Below are 15,499 nucleotides of genomic sequence, written 5' to 3'. Positions count from 1 at the left end.
TAACCACCTTTGCTAAATTTGTTCCATCACAAACCGTCTTGTGGCCGCATCAATTTCCAAAATTTCCTCTAAGCTCGGTCGTGCAATGACATTGTGATGGTTCATTGCTTTTTCAATGAGGTCTTCCACTGTTAAGAAATCAATTCTCTTTTGTAAAAAGGCTTCAACAGCTACTTCATTCGCTGCGTTCATTACAGCTGGCATACTTCCACCTGCTTTTCCAGCTTCATACGCAAAACGTAAACAACGGAATCGTTCTTGGTCCATTTTCTCAAAATGCAACGCCCCTATTTCCCATAAGTTTAACTGTTTTGTGTCTGAAAGAGGCAATCTATCAGGATATGTAAGTGCGTATTGAATTGGTACTCGCATATCAGGTGAACCAAGCTGCGCCATTACACTACGATCTTCAAATTCAACCATAGAATGGATAATACTTTCTTTATGTAAAACAACATCGATTTGCTCATAAGGGATACCAAAAAGCCAATGTGCTTCAATTACTTCTAGTCCCTTATTCATCATTGTAGCAGAATCAATTGTAATTTTCGAACCCATTGACCAGTTTGGATGTCGAAGCGCATCTTCTACGGTCACACGATGCAATTCATCCCTCGTTTTATCGCGGAAACTTCCACCAGAAGCCGTTATAATAAGACGAGAAATTCTTTTTTCATTTTCACCATTCAAGCATTGAAAAATAGCCGAATGTTCACTATCAACTGGAAGTAACGAAACATTATGTTTTCGTGCTGCTTCCATTACAAGATGTCCTGCAGTTACTAACGTTTCTTTATTTGCAATTCCAATTGTTTTTTTCGCCTCAATTGCACGAAGTGTTGGTAACAACCCTACGCTACCTACAACAGCATTTACTACAATCTCCGCATCTGGATGTAATGCTACTTCTAAAAGTCCTTCACTACCATATACAATTTTTGTATTACCAGAAACAGATTGTAATTTTAAAACATCTTCCTCTCTTTGCACAGAGACGATTTGCGGAGAAAATTCTTGAATTACCTTTACTGCGTAGTCAATATTTTTCCCTACAGAAAAAGCAACGAGACGGAATTGGTCTGGGTGCGAGCGTAATACATCTAAAGTTTGTGTACCAATTGATCCGCTTGCACCTAATAAACTAATGTTTTTCATGACTCCAACCCCTCGTTCATTTATTAATTGTATTGTAATAAGAAGTAGAGAATTGGTAAAACGAATAACCAACTATCTGTTCGGTCTAATATACCACCATGCCCAGGTAAAATTGTACCTGAATCCTTTACGCCATAATGACGTTTAAAAGCAGATTGTACTAAATCACCAATTTGTCCAAAAATAGAAATGATAATTGTCAGCACAATTAAAATTACTACATTCGATTCGACTGGGAAGAACACGTTGTAAACAAGTGCCACAATAATTCCACAAACGATGCCCCCTAATGAACCTTCAATCGTTTTATTTGGACTGATTTCTGGCCACAATTTTCTCTTGCCCAATGCTTTTCCTACGAAATATGCGCCTGAATCAGTAGCCCATATAACAAATAATGCGCAAAATACATATTTAATTCCTAATATTCTCGTTTCATTTAAATATAAGAATCCCATTGCCACATATGTCGTCGCCATCAGTAAAAATGAAGCATTATCAAAAGTAAATGTATTCTTAGAAAGGACTGTATATGATAAAAGTAATAAAACAATCACAAATGTGATTTCCAATTTACCTAATCCAATCCATGTAAACAGTTCTGATGCACTACTTGGAATTAAAAGAATCCACAATAATACTGCAGCTAAAACTGTCGGTACTGAAATAAGCGTAAGCTTATTCATACGAATTAATTCATATAAACCTATAGAAGCAAGTGCATACACTAAAACCGTAAAAGGCACGCCACCGTATATTACGATGGGAATGAATAGCGCGGCAGCAACCACTCCAGTAATAATTCTCTGTTTCACTACCAAACCCTCTCTTTCTACACGCCTCCGAATCTGCGCCCTCTATGTTGAAAGTCAGTAATCGCATTTAGCAAATGTTCTTCTTTGAAGTCTGGCCAATACACGTCTGTAAACCAAAACTCCGAATATGCAATTTGCCATAACATGAAATTACTAATACGTAGCTCTCCGCTTGTTCGGATTAACAACTCTGGATCAGGTAAAGAATTCGTCATTAAGTAGGAGGAAAGCATTTCTTCACTTACCTCTTCAGAACGAATTTTTCCTTCCTCATTATCTTTCATCATATGTTGCACAGCAGAAACGATTTCATCTCGACTTCCATAGTTTAACGCGAAATTAAGAATTAATCCCGTATTCTCTTTCGTATCTTCCATGGCTTTCTCCATCGCTCTGCGTGTATGCGTAGGAAGACGATCTTTTTGCCCTATTACTCGGACTTGTACGTTTTCTTCAATCAATTCTGGTAAAAATGTACCTAGAAATTCTTCTGGAAGCTTCATTAAATAATCAACTTCCTTTTTCGGTCTTTTCCAGTTCTCAGTTGAAAAAGCATAAAGAGTTAACACTTTCACATTAAGTTTACTTGCAAATTTTGTAATTTTCTTTACAACTTGCATACCTTCATGATGTCCCGCAATACGAGGCATTGCTCTCCTCTTTGCCCATCTTCCATTCCCATCCATAATGATGGCAATATGTTCTGGGATATATCCTTTTTTCACTTCTTCAACGAGATGATCAAACGATGTGTCCTTTTTACCTTTAAAAAAAGGAAAGTTTTTAAACATCATTCATACCCTCCAGCAAGCAGACGTATGCCTAAAAGTGTAAAAAGACCCCCTTAAGAAGAGGGTCATAATTGCGAAGTTATCGCTATTACACTTCCATGATTTCTTTTTCTTTGTTTTTTGCGATTTCGTCAACTTTTGCAATATATTTATCTGTTTCTTTTTGGATATCTTCAGTATATCCTCTTAAATCATCTTCTGTAATCTCGCCAGCTTTTTCAAGCTTCTTAAGATCATCATTTCCGTCACGACGTACGTTACGAACAGCAACTTTAGCTTCTTCAGCATATTTTTTCACAACTTTTACAAGATCACGACGACGTTCTTCTGTTAATGCAGGGAACGCAATACGAATTACAGTTCCATCATTAGAAGGATTTAAGCCTAAATCTGCTTTTAAAATTGCTTTTTCAATATCACCGATAGAAGTTTTATCATAAGGTTGAATTACTAGTAAACGCGCTTCTGGAACTGTAATGTTCGCTAATTGCACAACTGGTGTTGGTGCACCATAGTAATCAACTTGTACCTTATCTAATACAGACGCGTTTGCACGGCCAGCACGAACTGTTGCTAATTCACGAGAATAAGCAGCAACTGCTTTTTCCATTTTTTCATTTGAAGACTTCAATACTTGTTGTCCCATATTTATTTCCCCCTTACCACTGTTCCGATATTTTCGCCTAAAACGGCACGTTTAATATTACCTTTTTCCATAACTGAGAATACAATTAATGGAATATCATTATCCATACATAGAGAAGAAGCTGTAGAATCCATTACACCTAAACCTTCTTTTAATACGTCTAAGTAAGTAAGCGTTTCATATTTCGTAGCTGTTGGATCAATAGATGGATCCGCATTATATACACCATCTACATTGTTTTTCGCCATTAAAATTACATCTGCTTCAATTTCTGCCGCACGTAATGCTGCTGTTGTATCTGTAGAGAAATATGGGTTACCTGTACCTGCTGCAAAGATAACAACACGTTTTTTCTCTAAGTGACGAACTGCTTTACGACGAATGTAAGGTTCTGCAACTTGACGCATCTCAATTGAAGTTTGTACACGAGTTTGAATTCCGATATTCTCCAAGCTATCTTGAAGAGCTAATGAATTCATAACTGTCGCTAACATGCCCATGTAATCTGCCCCTGCACGATCCATGCCCATTTCACTTCCAATTTTCCCACGCCAAATGTTACCGCCACCAACAACAACAGCAACCTCTACATCAAGTTCTGCAATTTCTTTTACTTGTTCCGCAACTGACTTAATAACAGTTGGGTTAATTCCAAATCCTTGCTCTCCAGCTAAAGCTTCTCCACTTAGCTTTAAAACGACACGATTATATTTCGGTTTACTCATAATGAACCTCCAATTGCTTACATCTTTATTTTAAAAAAGGGAACACAATGTGTTCCCTAATCTGTATTAGTTGCTACCTTTTACTTGGTTCATTACTTCTTCAGCAAAGTTGTCTTCGCGTTTTTCGATACCTTCACCAACAGCGTAGCGAACGAATCCTTTTAATGTTCCGCCTTTAGACTCAACGAACTGACGAACTTTCATATCAGGGTTTTTAACGAATGCTTGGTCAAGTAAGCAAATCTCTTCGAAGAATTTGCCTAAACGGCCTTCAACCATTTTTGCAACGATTTTCTCAGGCTTGCCTTCGTTTAATGCTTGTTGTGTTAATACTTGACGCTCATGCTCAACTTCTTCAGCTGTTACAGCATCGCGGTCGATGTATTTAGGGTTAACTGCAGCGATGTGCATTGCAACATCTTTAGCAGCAGCTTCATCAGTAGAACCTTCAAGAACTGTTAATACACCAATGCGTCCACCCATGTGTAGGTAAGCGCCGAATGCATCTGCATCAGTTTTTGATACGATTTCGAAACGACGAAGTGTAAGTTTTTCACCAATTTTAGCGATTGCTTCGTTGATGTGCTCTTCAACTTTTTTACCGTTTTCCATTGTTTGAGCCATAGCTTCTTCAACGTTAGCTGGTTTGTTAGTTAATAAGTGAGCAGCTAATTCTTTAATTAGTGTTTGGAAACCTTCGTTTTTCGCAACGAAATCAGTTTCAGAGTTTAATTCTAAGATTAAAGCGTCGTTACCGTTTGTTTCGATGAAAGTTAAACCTTCAGCAGCAATGCGGTCAGCTTTTTTAGCAGCTTTCGCAATACCTTTTTCACGTAAGAAGTCAATTGCCTTCTCCATGTCGCCGTTAGTTTCTGTTAAAGCTTTTTTGCAGTCCATCATACCTGCGCCAGTTTTTTCACGTAATTCTTTTACCATTTGAGCAGTGATTGCCATACTTTTCATCCTCCTAAAATATGTATTTATACCTTTTATAAAGGTGTTTATACCTTAAAAAAGGTGATAAAAGGCCGAACCCCTTATCACCTTTCCAACTTTGTTACGCAGTAACAGTTTCTTCACCTTGTTTTGCTTCAAGGATCGCGTCTGCCATTTTAGATGTAAGAAGTTTTACAGCACGAATTGCATCATCGTTTGCTGGGATAACGTGATCGATTTCGTCTGGATCACAGTTTGTATCAACGATACCGATGATTGGAATGTGTAATTTGCGTGCTTCAGCAACTGCAATACGCTCTTTACGAGGGTCTACTACGAATAATGCACTTGGAAGACCTTTCATATCTTTAATACCGCCTAAGAATTTCTCAAGACGCTCTAACTCTTTTTTAAGTTGAACAACTTCTTTCTTAGGAAGTACTTCGAAAGTACCATCTTCTTGCATTCTTTCGATGTCTTTAAGACGCTTGATACGCTTTTGGATTGTTTGGAAGTTTGTTAAAGTTCCGCCTAACCAACGTTGGTTAACGAAGTACATACCAGCACGAGTTGCTTCTTCTTTAATAGCTTCTTGTGCTTGTTTTTTAGTACCTACGAATAAGATGTCTCCGCCTTCAGCAGCGATGTCGCGCATCGTTCTGTAAGCTTCCTCAACTTTTTTCACAGTTTTTTGTAAGTCGATGATGTAGATACCGTTACGCTCTGTGAAAATGTAACGCTTCATTTTTGGGTTCCAACGACGAGTTTGATGTCCGAAATGAACACCAGCTTCAAGCAATTGCTTCATAGAAATTACTGACATAATATAGTTCCTCCTAAATGGTTTTTGATATCCTCCGTTTACTTCATCTCTAAGCGAAACTACAAACGTAGCACCAACACTTAAATCAGTAAACGTGTGTACTTTGTACTGACACCACTGCTTACTATATCATACTGAAATATTACAATCAAGTCGAAAATGCGAACAATGTAAAACTTTCTTTGTTCATACTCGAATTCTAGTATTACCAACCTTCATTTCTTTTAAGCAAAAAAATAAATACAATTAATAGTTTTCTCAGAAAACACGCTTATGACACTTTTCACAAGCACCATCTATCCATTGCACATAAAAAACTCTCCTCGATTGAGGAGAGTTTTTTACAAATTAGTTTGTTTTTAATTTAGCAAGTTCCTGTAGAAACTTGTCGTTTAGCACTTTAATGTATGTTCCTTTCATACCTAAAGAACGAGACTCAATAACACCAGCACTTTCTAATTTACGTAGTGCATTTACGATTACAGAACGAGTAATTCCTACGCGATCAGCAATTTTACTTGCAACAAGTAAACCTTCTGTTCCATTTAATTCTTCGAAGATGTGCTCAATCGCTTCTAACTCACTGTAAGATAATGAGCTGATCGCCATTTGAACAACAGCTTTACTACGTGCTTCCTCTTCGATTTCTTCTGCTTTTTCACGTAAGATTTCCATACCTACAACAGTTGAGCTGTACTCAGCAAGGATTAAATCATCATCTAAGAACTCTTGACCAAGACGAGCTAATACTAATGTCCCTAGACGCTCACCGCCACCAACGATTGGTACGATTGTAGTTAAACCTTGACCAAATAATTCTCTGTTTTCTACTGGGAATGCTGTGTAAGCACTGTTCACATCTAAGTTTGAAGATGTTTCTGTAATGTTGAATAAGCTTTGTGTATATTCTTCTGGGAATTGACGTTCTGCAAGCATTTGCTTCATGCGTTCGTTTTCGATTTGTTGGTGAATTGCATAACCTAGTAATTTACCACGACGGCTAACTACGAATACGTTTGCTTCGATTACTTCACACATTGTGTCAGACATTTCTCTAAAGTTTACAGGCTTCCCTGCTGCGCTCTGTAATAACGCATTTAATTTTCTCGTTTTTGCTAATAATTCCATTTCAAAAGTTCCTCCTACATGTTACTCACATATTTTTTCATCACTTGGAAACTAGGGCGAGTCACCTGATGACACTATTACAAAATAAACTGGCTCACATCTTTATTTTTAGCAATTGTTGCTAATTTCTCCTCAACGTATTGAGGTGTTATCGTTATTTTCTCTAACGTAATTTCAGATGCTTCAAACGATAAATCTTCAAGGAGCTTCTCCATAATTGTATGAAGTCTTCTTGCTCCAATATTATCTGTATCCTGATTAACTTGATAAGCAATCTCAGCAATCTTACGAATAGCTTCGTCTGAAAATTCAATTTCTATACCTTCAGTCGCTAATAATGCCATATATTGTTTAATTAACGCATTGTCAGGCTCGATTAGTATTTTAACAAAATCGTCTGTCGATAATTTTGTTAATTCTACTCGAATCGGAAATCTCCCTTGCAATTCCGGAATTAAATCCGACGGTTTAGACATATGGAACGCTCCAGCTGCAACGAATAAAATATAATCCGTTTTTACTGATCCGTATTTTGTCGCAACATTCGACCCTTCTACAATCGGCAAAATGTCACGTTGCACACCTTCACGTGATACATCTACGCTATTCGACTGCTTACCAGCAATTTTGTCAATTTCATCGATAAAAATAATCCCGAGCTGTTCAGCACGATAAACAGCCTCTTGTGTAACTTCATCCATATCAATTAAGCGCTGTGCCTCTTCATTTGTCAAGAGTTTTCTTGCTTCTTTTACAGAAAGTTTACGTTTTTTCGTTTTTTTCGGCATAAAACTTCCTAGCGCATCTTGGAAATTCATTCCCATTTGCTCCATGCCAGTTCCTTGTAACATATCAAACATGGAAGACTGTTGTTCAGTCACTTCAATCGATACAATTTCGTCTTCAAGAAGCCCTGCAGCAAGCTTTCTCTCCACATCTTGACGCTTCTTTTCGATTTCAACATCTTCTTGTGTATCAGACGTTTGATTCGAATTTTGAGTACCTCCAAAAAGCATCTCTAATGGATTTTTGAATCCAGATTGTTTCTCTGGACTCGGTACTAAAATTTCAACAAGACGTTGATTCGCTTGCTCTTCGGCTTTATCTTGAACTTTCACTACCATTTCTTCTTTTACGATACGAACCGATGTTTCCACCAGGTCACGTACCATTGACTCTACATCTCTACCCACATATCCAACTTCTGTGAATTTTGTAGCCTCAACCTTAATAAAAGGTGCTCCAACGAGTTTCGCCATTCGTCGTGCTACCTCTGTTTTCCCAACACCTGTCGGTCCAATCATTAAGATATTTTTAGGTGCAATTTCGTCACGTAAATTTTCAGCTAATTTACTGCGACGATATCGATTTCTCAACGCTACAGCAACCGCTTTCTTTGCGTCTTTTTGACCGATGATGTATTGATCTAATTTTTCCACAATTTGGCGCGGAGTAAAATGTAAATGCATATAAAATGCCTCCCTTACGATTCTACAATTCTTCAACAATTATGTTGTGATTCGTATAAACACAAATATCGCCAGCAATCTCTAAACTCGCTTTCGCAATTTGCTTCGCTGTTAAGTGTTCACTTGCATATTGCTTTAAAGCACGACCTGCAGAAAGTGCATAATTCCCACCAGATCCAATTGCTAAAATACCATCATCCGGTTCAATCACTTCTCCTGTACCTGAAACAAGGAGCATAGTTGTTTTATCCATGACAATGAGCATTGCTTCTAGCTGACGTAACATTTTATCGCCACGCCATTGTTTAGCCATTTCAACAGCAGCACGCTGCAAGTTGCCATTATACTCTTCTAATTTCCCTTCAAACATTTCAAAAAGAGTAAATGCGTCAGCAACTGATCCTGCGAAACCAGCTAAAACTTTACCTTGGAAAAGTTTACGAACTTTACGAGCTGTATGTTTCATTACAACAGCATTTCCCATTGTCACTTGGCCATCTCCAGCCATTGCACATTCTCCATTATGATGAACTGCAAATATCGTTGTAGCGTGGAAATTTCCCATAGAAAAAACTCCTTTATTTGTTTTTATAGCTTTTAAAGCAATTTATGCCCGCGGGTGATGCTTCATGTAAACAGAACGCAATCTTTCTTTAGAGACATGCGTATAAATTTGTGTCGTCGACAAATTTTCATGGCCTAATAACTCCTGTACAGTACGTAAATCCGCCCCTTCATCTAGCATATGTGTAGCAAATGTATGCCTTAACATATGGGGACTTATCCGCATTGTCAGCGAAGCCTTTTTAATGAGTTCATTTAAAACATAACGAACTCCACGACTTGTTAGCGGTTTACCTTTCGCATTTAAAAATACCATATGAGAGTCTTCGTCAGTCTTATTAACTAACTGTTTTCTCCCATTCTCTATATAAGTAATTAAAGAATCTTGCGCATAGCTTCCGAACGGAATATACCTTTGTTTTTTTCCTTTTCCCATTACTAAAATTGTTCCCACCGCAAAGTCAATATCGGTAAGTTGTAAATTGACACATTCACTCACACGGATCCCAGTCGCATACATCAACTCTAACAAAGCTTGATTCCTTTGACCTAATGGTGTTTCCGTGTCAGAAACTTCAAATAATTCCTCTAACTCTTCAGCATATAAAAACTTTGGGATTGACAATTCTTTTTTGGGGAGTGACGCAAGTGCAAACGGATTATCCTTTCGATAACCTTCACGCATCAAAAAACGATATAAACTTCGTAAGCTTGATACTTTTCTTGCGACAGATTTACGGGCTAACTTCTCATCGTGCAACGTCGTTAAGTACAAACGAACATCCGCGTATGTAACGTCTAAAAAAGAGGATATGCCTTCTCGTTCCATAAATTGCACAAAATGTTCTAAATCATTTTGATAACTTGCAATTGTATATTTTGAATAATTTCTTTCAATTTGTAAATATCCAACGAATAATTGTAACAATTTCTTCACATTCACACAACTCACCTCAATAAAGGCTACTAAATCGTATCACAACTTAGTAGCCTTTGCAAGAAATTTAACTAAATATTTACAAAATTTCGAATCGTTTCTAAAGCGCGTGCTGCGTACGCTTCATTTCGTTCTGCTTTCTTTTTAATCTTCTTCTCTAACGGTGCAAATAGACCGAAGTTCGCATTCATCGGTTGGAAGTTTTTAGCGTTCGTTGCCGTAATGTAATTTGCCATGCTACCCATCGCAGTTACTGGCGGTAATACAACTGGCTCTTCACCTTGCACAAGACGCGCAGCATTAATTCCTGCTAATAATCCTGATGCTGCTGATTCAACATATCCCTCTACTCCAGTCATTTGACCAGCGAAGAATAAATCATCCCGTTGTTTATATTGATATGTTGGACGAAGCAAATTAGGTGAATTAATAAACGTATTACGATGCATTACACCATAACGTACAATCTCTGCATTTTCCAATCCTGGAATTAACTGTAGCACTTCTTTTTGCGGTCCCCACTTTAAATGTGTTTGGAAACCTACGATATTGTATAAAGTTCCCGCTGCATCATCTTGACGTAACTGAACAACAGCATATGGCGTTTTCCCTGTTTTTGGATCTTCCAATCCAACAGGTTTCATAGGTCCAAATACTAACGTCTGTCTCCCTCTACTTGCCATAACCTCTACTGGCATACAACCTTCAAAGAAAATTTCTTTTTCAAACTCTTTTAAAGGCACTGTCTCAGCAGCAATTAGAGCCTCATAAAAACGATCAAACTCTTCTTCTGTCATTGGGCAATTTAAATATGCAGCTTCACCTTTGTCATAACGCGATTTTAAATATACTTTATTCATGTCAATGCTGTCTTTTTCTACGATTGGGGCTGCAGCATCATAGAAGTAGAAATAATCTTCTCCTGTTAATTCTTTCAATTTTGCAGAAAGATCAGGAGATGTTAATGGACCTGTAGCAATAATTGTCGGTCCCTCTGGAATATCTGTAATTTCTTCATTCATTACAGTTACATTTGGATGGTTCTTTACGTATTCTGTTACTTTAGCTGCGAACTCATGACGGTCTACAGCTAAAGCGCCTCCAGCTGGTACAGAGCACTCATCCGCCGCACGAATAATTACAGAATCCATTAAGCGCATTTCCTCTTTAATAACTCCAACCGCATTTGTTAAAGTGTTTGCACGAAGTGAGTTACTACATACTAATTCAGCGAATTTATCTGTGTGATGAGCTGGCGTTTGCCTTACCGGTCTCATTTCATATAATCTAACTTGGACACCACGTTTTGCAATTTGGTAAGCTGCTTCACTTCCTGCAAGACCTGCGCCAATGACGTTTACTACTTGTGTTGTCATTTATATCACCTTTCCTTTTCTTCCCGAAAAAAATGTGAGCAGTTACGCTCACATTTGTTGTTCTTCTTCATAATCGCACGAAATACATTGTACTTGCACGCCTTTTTTCAACTTTTTCTCTACAAGCATGCCTTCGCACTTCGGACACTTACGACCAATTGGCTTATCCCAAGATACAAAGTCGCATTCCGGATACGTACCGCACCCATAGAAAAGACGTTTCTTTTTATTACTACGGCGTTCAATAATTTGACCCTTATCACACTTTGGACAAGTAACACCGATTTCTTTCACAATCGGCTTTGTATTACGACAATCTGGGAAATTCGAGCAAGCCATAAATTTCCCGTATTTACCCATTTTAAAGACCATTGGGTGATTACATAGTTCACAATCTTCCCCAGCTGGTTCATCTTTAATTTCCACTTCACGCATTTCTTTTTCCGCTTTTTCTAAACGCGGTTCAAAACCTACGTAGAAATCATCAACAATTTTTACCCAATTCGCATTTCCTTCTTCTACTTCATCAAGGCTTTGCTCCATATTGGCAGTAAATTCAATGTTAATAATTTCTGGGAAAAACTCTAAAATAAGTTCAATTACTATTTCACCAAGTTCAGTCGGAACGAAGCGTTTATTATCCAAGCCTACATACCCACGCTTTTGAATCGTTTCAAGTGTAGGTACATATGTCGACGGTCTTCCAATTCCAAGTTCTTCAAGTGTTCTTACTAGGCGAGCCTCTGTATAGCGCGGAGGAGGTTGTGTAAAATGTTGCTTTGGTTCTAAATCCTTTGAAAATACAGTTTCCCCTACTTCTAAAGGCGGCAACATCTTATCCTTTTCTTCAGCACCATCATCTTTTGACTCTACATACACTTTCATAAATCCTGGGAACTTTACAACCGATCCACTTGCACGGAACTGAACATTGTTATTAATGAGTCTCGCTGTCACAGTATCCATTATAGCAGACGCCATTTGACTTGCAACAAATCGCTCCCAAATCAATTTATATAATCGAAGTTGATCACGACCTAAGAAACTTTTTAGTTCCTCTGGCTTTCTCATTACCGAAGTAGGACGAATTGCCTCATGCGCATCTTGTGCATTTGACTTTTTCGTTTCTTTCTTCTTTTCTGTTCCTATGTATTCCGTACCATACGCTTCAGTGATGTAAGTACGAGCCTCTGTTTGAGCTGTTTCTGAGATACGTGTTGAATCAGTTCTCATATACGTAATAAGACCTACAGTTCCTTGTTTTCCAAGATCTATCCCTTCATACAATTGCTGTGCAAGCATCATTGTTTTCTTTGCTCGCATGTTTAACTTACGGGCTGCTTCTTGTTGCAAGGAAGATGTTGTAAACGGTAATGCAGGGTTACGTTTTCGCTCTTTGCGCGTTACATTTTCAACTGAAAACGCATTCTCTTTCATCTGTTCAATTATTTCATTCACTTGCGTTTCATTTGTTAATTGAACTTTTTCACCATCTACACCGTAAAAGCTTGCTTCAAATGTGTCTTTTCCTTTTACAAATTCTGTTTTAATTGTCCAGAATTCTTCAGGTTCAAAGTTTTGAATTTCCCTTTCACGCTCGATGATTAAACGAACTGCTACAGATTGTACACGTCCTGCACTTAATCCTTTTTTTACTTTCTTCCATAATAAAGGACTAATATTGTAACCAACAAGACGATCAAGTATACGTCTTGCTTGTTGTGCATCCACTAAATCCATATTGATTGCACGAGGATGTTTAAATGATTCTTTGATTGCATCTTTCGTAATCTCATTAAACACAACCCGACAATCTGATTCAACGTCCACATTTAACGTATTCGCTAAATGCCAAGCAATCGCTTCCCCTTCACGGTCTGGATCGGCCGCAAGATAGACTTTCTTTGCTTTTTTGGCCGCTGATTTTAAATCTTTTAAGACGGGACCTTTACCACGAATGGTAATATACTTCGGGGTGAAGTTGTTCTTTACTTCTATCCCCATTTGACTTTTTGGCAAATCGCGAACATGTCCCATAGACGCGACAACTTTGTATTTTTTCCCTAAATATTTCTCAATGGTCTTCGCCTTAGAAGGCGACTCCACGATTACGAGGTAATCTGACATGCTAGTGCCTCCTTAAGAGGTGGATTCAAGTCTTCATTAATCTTATTGATTTCTCTTGTTTTTGTCAATCAAGAATGAATATACCATACAGTGCCAATCTACCATTTGTCAATAATTGTTTAATAAAAACATAAAAATATATGGTTAATTTAAAATCTCTTCCAAGATATCTTCTGCATTTCTTACTAGTTTTGCTCCTTGCTGAATAAGATGATTCGTTCCCGATGCCCCCTCTATAAATATAGGTCCAGGAAGCGCAAATACCTCTCTACTTTGCTCTAACGCAAGGTCCGCAGTAATAAGTGTTCCACTTCTCGATTTCGCTTCTACAACTAAAACACCTTTACTTATACCACTAATAATCCGGTTTCTTTTTGGAAAATACCATTTTTTCGGTGCATAGTGCGGCGGATACTCTGTCAATAACAATATATATTCCTTCCACATTTCATATAAAGGTCTATTTTCTTTCGGATACATAAAAGACAATCCATGCCCTAATATCGCAATAGTCGGGCAATGATGCCTTACTGTAATCTCATGAGACATTGTATCTATCCCTTTTGCAAACCCACTGACAATAAGCCACTCTCTTTCTAATAAAGGGTGTAAAATAAACTTCAAACTCTCATGACCATATAATGATGGTTCTCTCGTTCCAACAACTGCTAATTTATTTACTTTATTCAGGAAATCTTTCTCTCCTTTTCCATATAAAACGAAGGGAGGATCTTGTATTTCACGTAATAATTGCGGATAATTTTCATCCCATATCGTTATATAAAAAATACGATTTTTCTCTAAATAAGATATATATTGCGGAAGATTTGAACTTTGAAGAAATTTTACTAGTTCTGAAGATTTTTTCGAGGATATTCCAGTGTAGTGTTCCATTTGTTTTTCGTTAAAATTATATATGTTCTCTAATTCTGGATCGACATATAGTAGCCTCTCCATCGCTTTCCAATAATCTGCTAGCAAGTAATGAAGATGTAATAATCTCTCTCTTTTCATCTTGATTCTCCTTACCCATAATTTTTATTATGTAAACAGAAAAAGTCTAAAAAGACACCCTCAAGTAAGAAGGTGTCTTTCAACAGATTAATAGTTTTTACAAGTCTCAAATAAACCTTTTTCTTTTAAAACAGAGATTAGCGTTTCTCCCATAACTGCTGGAGTTTCAGCTACTTTAATGCCACAAGCTTCCATTGTTTTAATCTTTTCAGCAGCAGTTCCTTTACCGCCAGAAATGATTGCACCAGCATGGCCCATACGTTTGCCAGCAGGCGCTGTTTGACCACCAATGAAGCCTACAACAGGTTTTGTCATATTAGCTTTTACCCATTCAGCTGCCTCTTCTTCTGCTGTACCGCCGATTTCACCAATCATAATTACAGCATGTGTTTCTTCATCTTCATTAAATGCTTTTAAAGCATCAATAAAGTCTGTACCGTTAACAGGGTCTCCGCCGATACCTACAGCAGTAGATTGGCCAATACCTTCTTGTGTTAACTGATGTACAGCTTCATACGTTAATGTACCAGAGCGAGATACGATACCAACATGACCTTTTTTATGAATATATCCTGGCATAATACCAATCTTACATTCATCCGGTGTGATTACACCTGGGCAGTTTGGTCCAAGTAAACGTGTATGTTTACCCGCCATATATCTCTTTACGTTTACCATATCTAATACAGGAATCCCTTCAGTAATACATACTACTAAATCAATTTCTGCATCAACAGCTTCCATAATTGCATCTGCCGCAAAAGCGGGTGGAACGTATACAACTGAAGCGTTTGCCCCTGTTGCTTTCACTGCATCTTCTACTGTATCAAATACTGGTACACCTTCAATATCAGTGCCGCCCTTACCTGGTGTTACACCACCGACAATTTTCGTACCGTATTCAATCATTTGTTTTGTATGGAATAAACCTTGAGAACCTGTAATACCTTGAACAATAACTTTTGTATCTTTATTAACTAATACGCTCATTTT

The 15,499-nt window shown here is 37.7% G+C and carries 15 protein-coding genes; all 15 read right to left on the bottom strand.

All coding sequences use genetic code 11. The features are described 5' to 3' along the window. Positions 1-12 precede the first annotated feature (12 nt). Positions 13-1,155: a 1-deoxy-D-xylulose-5-phosphate reductoisomerase gene (gene dxr, locus EBQ15_RS20375; protein WP_000790374.1), complete on the bottom strand. Its 1,143-nt coding sequence runs from the start codon at positions 1,153-1,155 to the stop codon at positions 13-15. Positions 1,156-1,178: 23 nt separating this feature from the next. Then, positions 1,179-1,970, bottom strand: a complete 792-nt coding sequence (gene cdsA / locus EBQ15_RS20370) for a phosphatidate cytidylyltransferase (RefSeq protein ID WP_000813592.1) — start codon at positions 1,968-1,970, stop codon at positions 1,179-1,181. 17 nt (positions 1,971-1,987) lie between these two features. Next, positions 1,988-2,764, bottom strand: a complete 777-nt coding sequence (uppS, locus tag EBQ15_RS20365; RefSeq protein ID WP_000971295.1) for an isoprenyl transferase — start codon at positions 2,762-2,764, stop codon at positions 1,988-1,990. Between the two features lie 85 nt (positions 2,765-2,849). Continuing rightward, entirely contained in the window at positions 2,850-3,407 is a 558-nt protein-coding gene (gene frr / locus EBQ15_RS20360; protein ID WP_000531501.1) for a ribosome recycling factor, read from the bottom strand. A 2-nt stretch (positions 3,408-3,409) separates the two neighbouring features. Continuing rightward, the gene (gene pyrH, locus EBQ15_RS20355; RefSeq protein ID WP_000042668.1) at positions 3,410-4,132 is read right to left on the bottom strand and encodes a UMP kinase; all 723 of its coding nucleotides are present in this window, start codon (positions 4,130-4,132) and stop codon (positions 3,410-3,412) included. Between the two features lie 66 nt (positions 4,133-4,198). Further along, a complete protein-coding gene (tsf, locus tag EBQ15_RS20350; protein WP_001018578.1) occupies positions 4,199-5,086 on the bottom strand; it encodes a translation elongation factor Ts in 888 nt (295 codons plus the stop codon). Positions 5,087-5,189: 103 nt separating this feature from the next. Next, complete coding sequence (gene rpsB / locus EBQ15_RS20345) at positions 5,190-5,891, bottom strand: 30S ribosomal protein S2 (protein WP_000111485.1); 702 nt, start codon at positions 5,889-5,891, stop codon at positions 5,190-5,192. Between the two features lie 348 nt (positions 5,892-6,239). After that, complete coding sequence (codY, locus tag EBQ15_RS20340) at positions 6,240-7,019, bottom strand: GTP-sensing pleiotropic transcriptional regulator CodY (RefSeq protein WP_000421290.1); 780 nt, start codon at positions 7,017-7,019, stop codon at positions 6,240-6,242. A gap of 77 nt (positions 7,020-7,096) precedes the next feature. Next, positions 7,097-8,488 (bottom strand): ATP-dependent protease ATPase subunit HslU, encoded by a 1,392-nt coding sequence (hslU, locus tag EBQ15_RS20335; RefSeq protein ID WP_000550087.1) that lies wholly within the window; start codon positions 8,486-8,488, stop codon positions 7,097-7,099. A 22-nt stretch (positions 8,489-8,510) separates the two neighbouring features. Next, entirely contained in the window at positions 8,511-9,053 is a 543-nt protein-coding gene (hslV, locus tag EBQ15_RS20330) for an ATP-dependent protease proteolytic subunit HslV (protein ID WP_000526272.1), read from the bottom strand. Positions 9,054-9,095: 42 nt separating this feature from the next. After that, positions 9,096-9,995, bottom strand: a complete 900-nt coding sequence (gene xerC / locus EBQ15_RS20325; protein WP_001101241.1) for a tyrosine recombinase XerC — start codon at positions 9,993-9,995, stop codon at positions 9,096-9,098. Between the two features lie 65 nt (positions 9,996-10,060). Beyond that, positions 10,061-11,365, bottom strand: coding sequence for an FADH(2)-oxidizing methylenetetrahydrofolate--tRNA-(uracil(54)-C(5))-methyltransferase TrmFO (trmFO, locus tag EBQ15_RS20320; protein ID WP_000213002.1), 1,305 nt, complete (start codon positions 11,363-11,365; stop codon positions 10,061-10,063). A 48-nt stretch (positions 11,366-11,413) separates the two neighbouring features. Beyond that, positions 11,414-13,492 (bottom strand): type I DNA topoisomerase, encoded by a 2,079-nt coding sequence (gene topA, locus EBQ15_RS20315; protein ID WP_001286964.1) that lies wholly within the window; start codon positions 13,490-13,492, stop codon positions 11,414-11,416. Positions 13,493-13,636: 144 nt separating this feature from the next. Continuing rightward, positions 13,637-14,506, bottom strand: a complete 870-nt coding sequence (gene dprA, locus EBQ15_RS20310; protein ID WP_000818039.1) for a DNA-processing protein DprA — start codon at positions 14,504-14,506, stop codon at positions 13,637-13,639. An 87-nt stretch (positions 14,507-14,593) separates the two neighbouring features. After that, on the bottom strand, positions 14,594-15,496 hold the full coding sequence (gene sucD / locus EBQ15_RS20305) for a succinate--CoA ligase subunit alpha (RefSeq protein WP_000115178.1): 903 nt from the start codon (positions 15,494-15,496) through the stop codon (positions 14,594-14,596). Positions 15,497-15,499: the final 3 nt, after the last annotated feature.

The sequence above is a fragment of the Bacillus sp. 2D03 genome (assembly GCF_003946765.1).
GTDB lineage: Bacteria > Bacillota > Bacilli > Bacillales > Bacillaceae_G > Bacillus_A > Bacillus_A cereus.
The sequence above is the reverse complement of the archived record's forward strand: the minus strand, read 5'-3'. Positions and strand labels throughout refer to the sequence as shown.

What these genes read in the sequence shown, in the direction of transcription:
- uppS (WP_000971295.1), bottom strand. Translation starts at nt 2,764, where the DNA reads ATGATGTTTAAAAACTTTCCTTTTTTTAAAGGTAAAAAGGACACATCG.
- hslV (WP_000526272.1), bottom strand. Translation starts at nt 9,053, where the DNA reads ATGGGAAATTTCCACGCTACAACGATATTTGCAGTTCATCATAATGGA.
- tsf (WP_001018578.1), bottom strand. Translation starts at nt 5,086, where the DNA reads ATGGCAATCACTGCTCAAATGGTAAAAGAATTACGTGAAAAAACTGGC.
- pyrH (WP_000042668.1), bottom strand. Translation starts at nt 4,132, where the DNA reads ATGAGTAAACCGAAATATAATCGTGTCGTTTTAAAGCTAAGTGGAGAA.
- codY (WP_000421290.1), bottom strand. Translation starts at nt 7,019, where the DNA reads ATGGAATTATTAGCAAAAACGAGAAAATTAAATGCGTTATTACAGAGC.
- sucD (WP_000115178.1), bottom strand. Translation starts at nt 15,496, where the DNA reads ATGAGCGTATTAGTTAATAAAGATACAAAAGTTATTGTTCAAGGTATT.
- dxr (WP_000790374.1), bottom strand. Translation starts at nt 1,155, where the DNA reads ATGAAAAACATTAGTTTATTAGGTGCAAGCGGATCAATTGGTACACAA.
- rpsB (WP_000111485.1), bottom strand. Translation starts at nt 5,891, where the DNA reads ATGTCAGTAATTTCTATGAAGCAATTGCTTGAAGCTGGTGTTCATTTC.
- dprA (WP_000818039.1), bottom strand. Translation starts at nt 14,506, where the DNA reads ATGAAAAGAGAGAGATTATTACATCTTCATTACTTGCTAGCAGATTAT.
- trmFO (WP_000213002.1), bottom strand. Translation starts at nt 11,365, where the DNA reads ATGACAACACAAGTAGTAAACGTCATTGGCGCAGGTCTTGCAGGAAGT.
- frr (WP_000531501.1), bottom strand. Translation starts at nt 3,407, where the DNA reads ATGGGACAACAAGTATTGAAGTCTTCAAATGAAAAAATGGAAAAAGCA.
- topA (WP_001286964.1), bottom strand. Translation starts at nt 13,492, where the DNA reads ATGTCAGATTACCTCGTAATCGTGGAGTCGCCTTCTAAGGCGAAGACC.
- hslU (WP_000550087.1), bottom strand. Translation starts at nt 8,488, where the DNA reads ATGCATTTACATTTTACTCCGCGCCAAATTGTGGAAAAATTAGATCAA.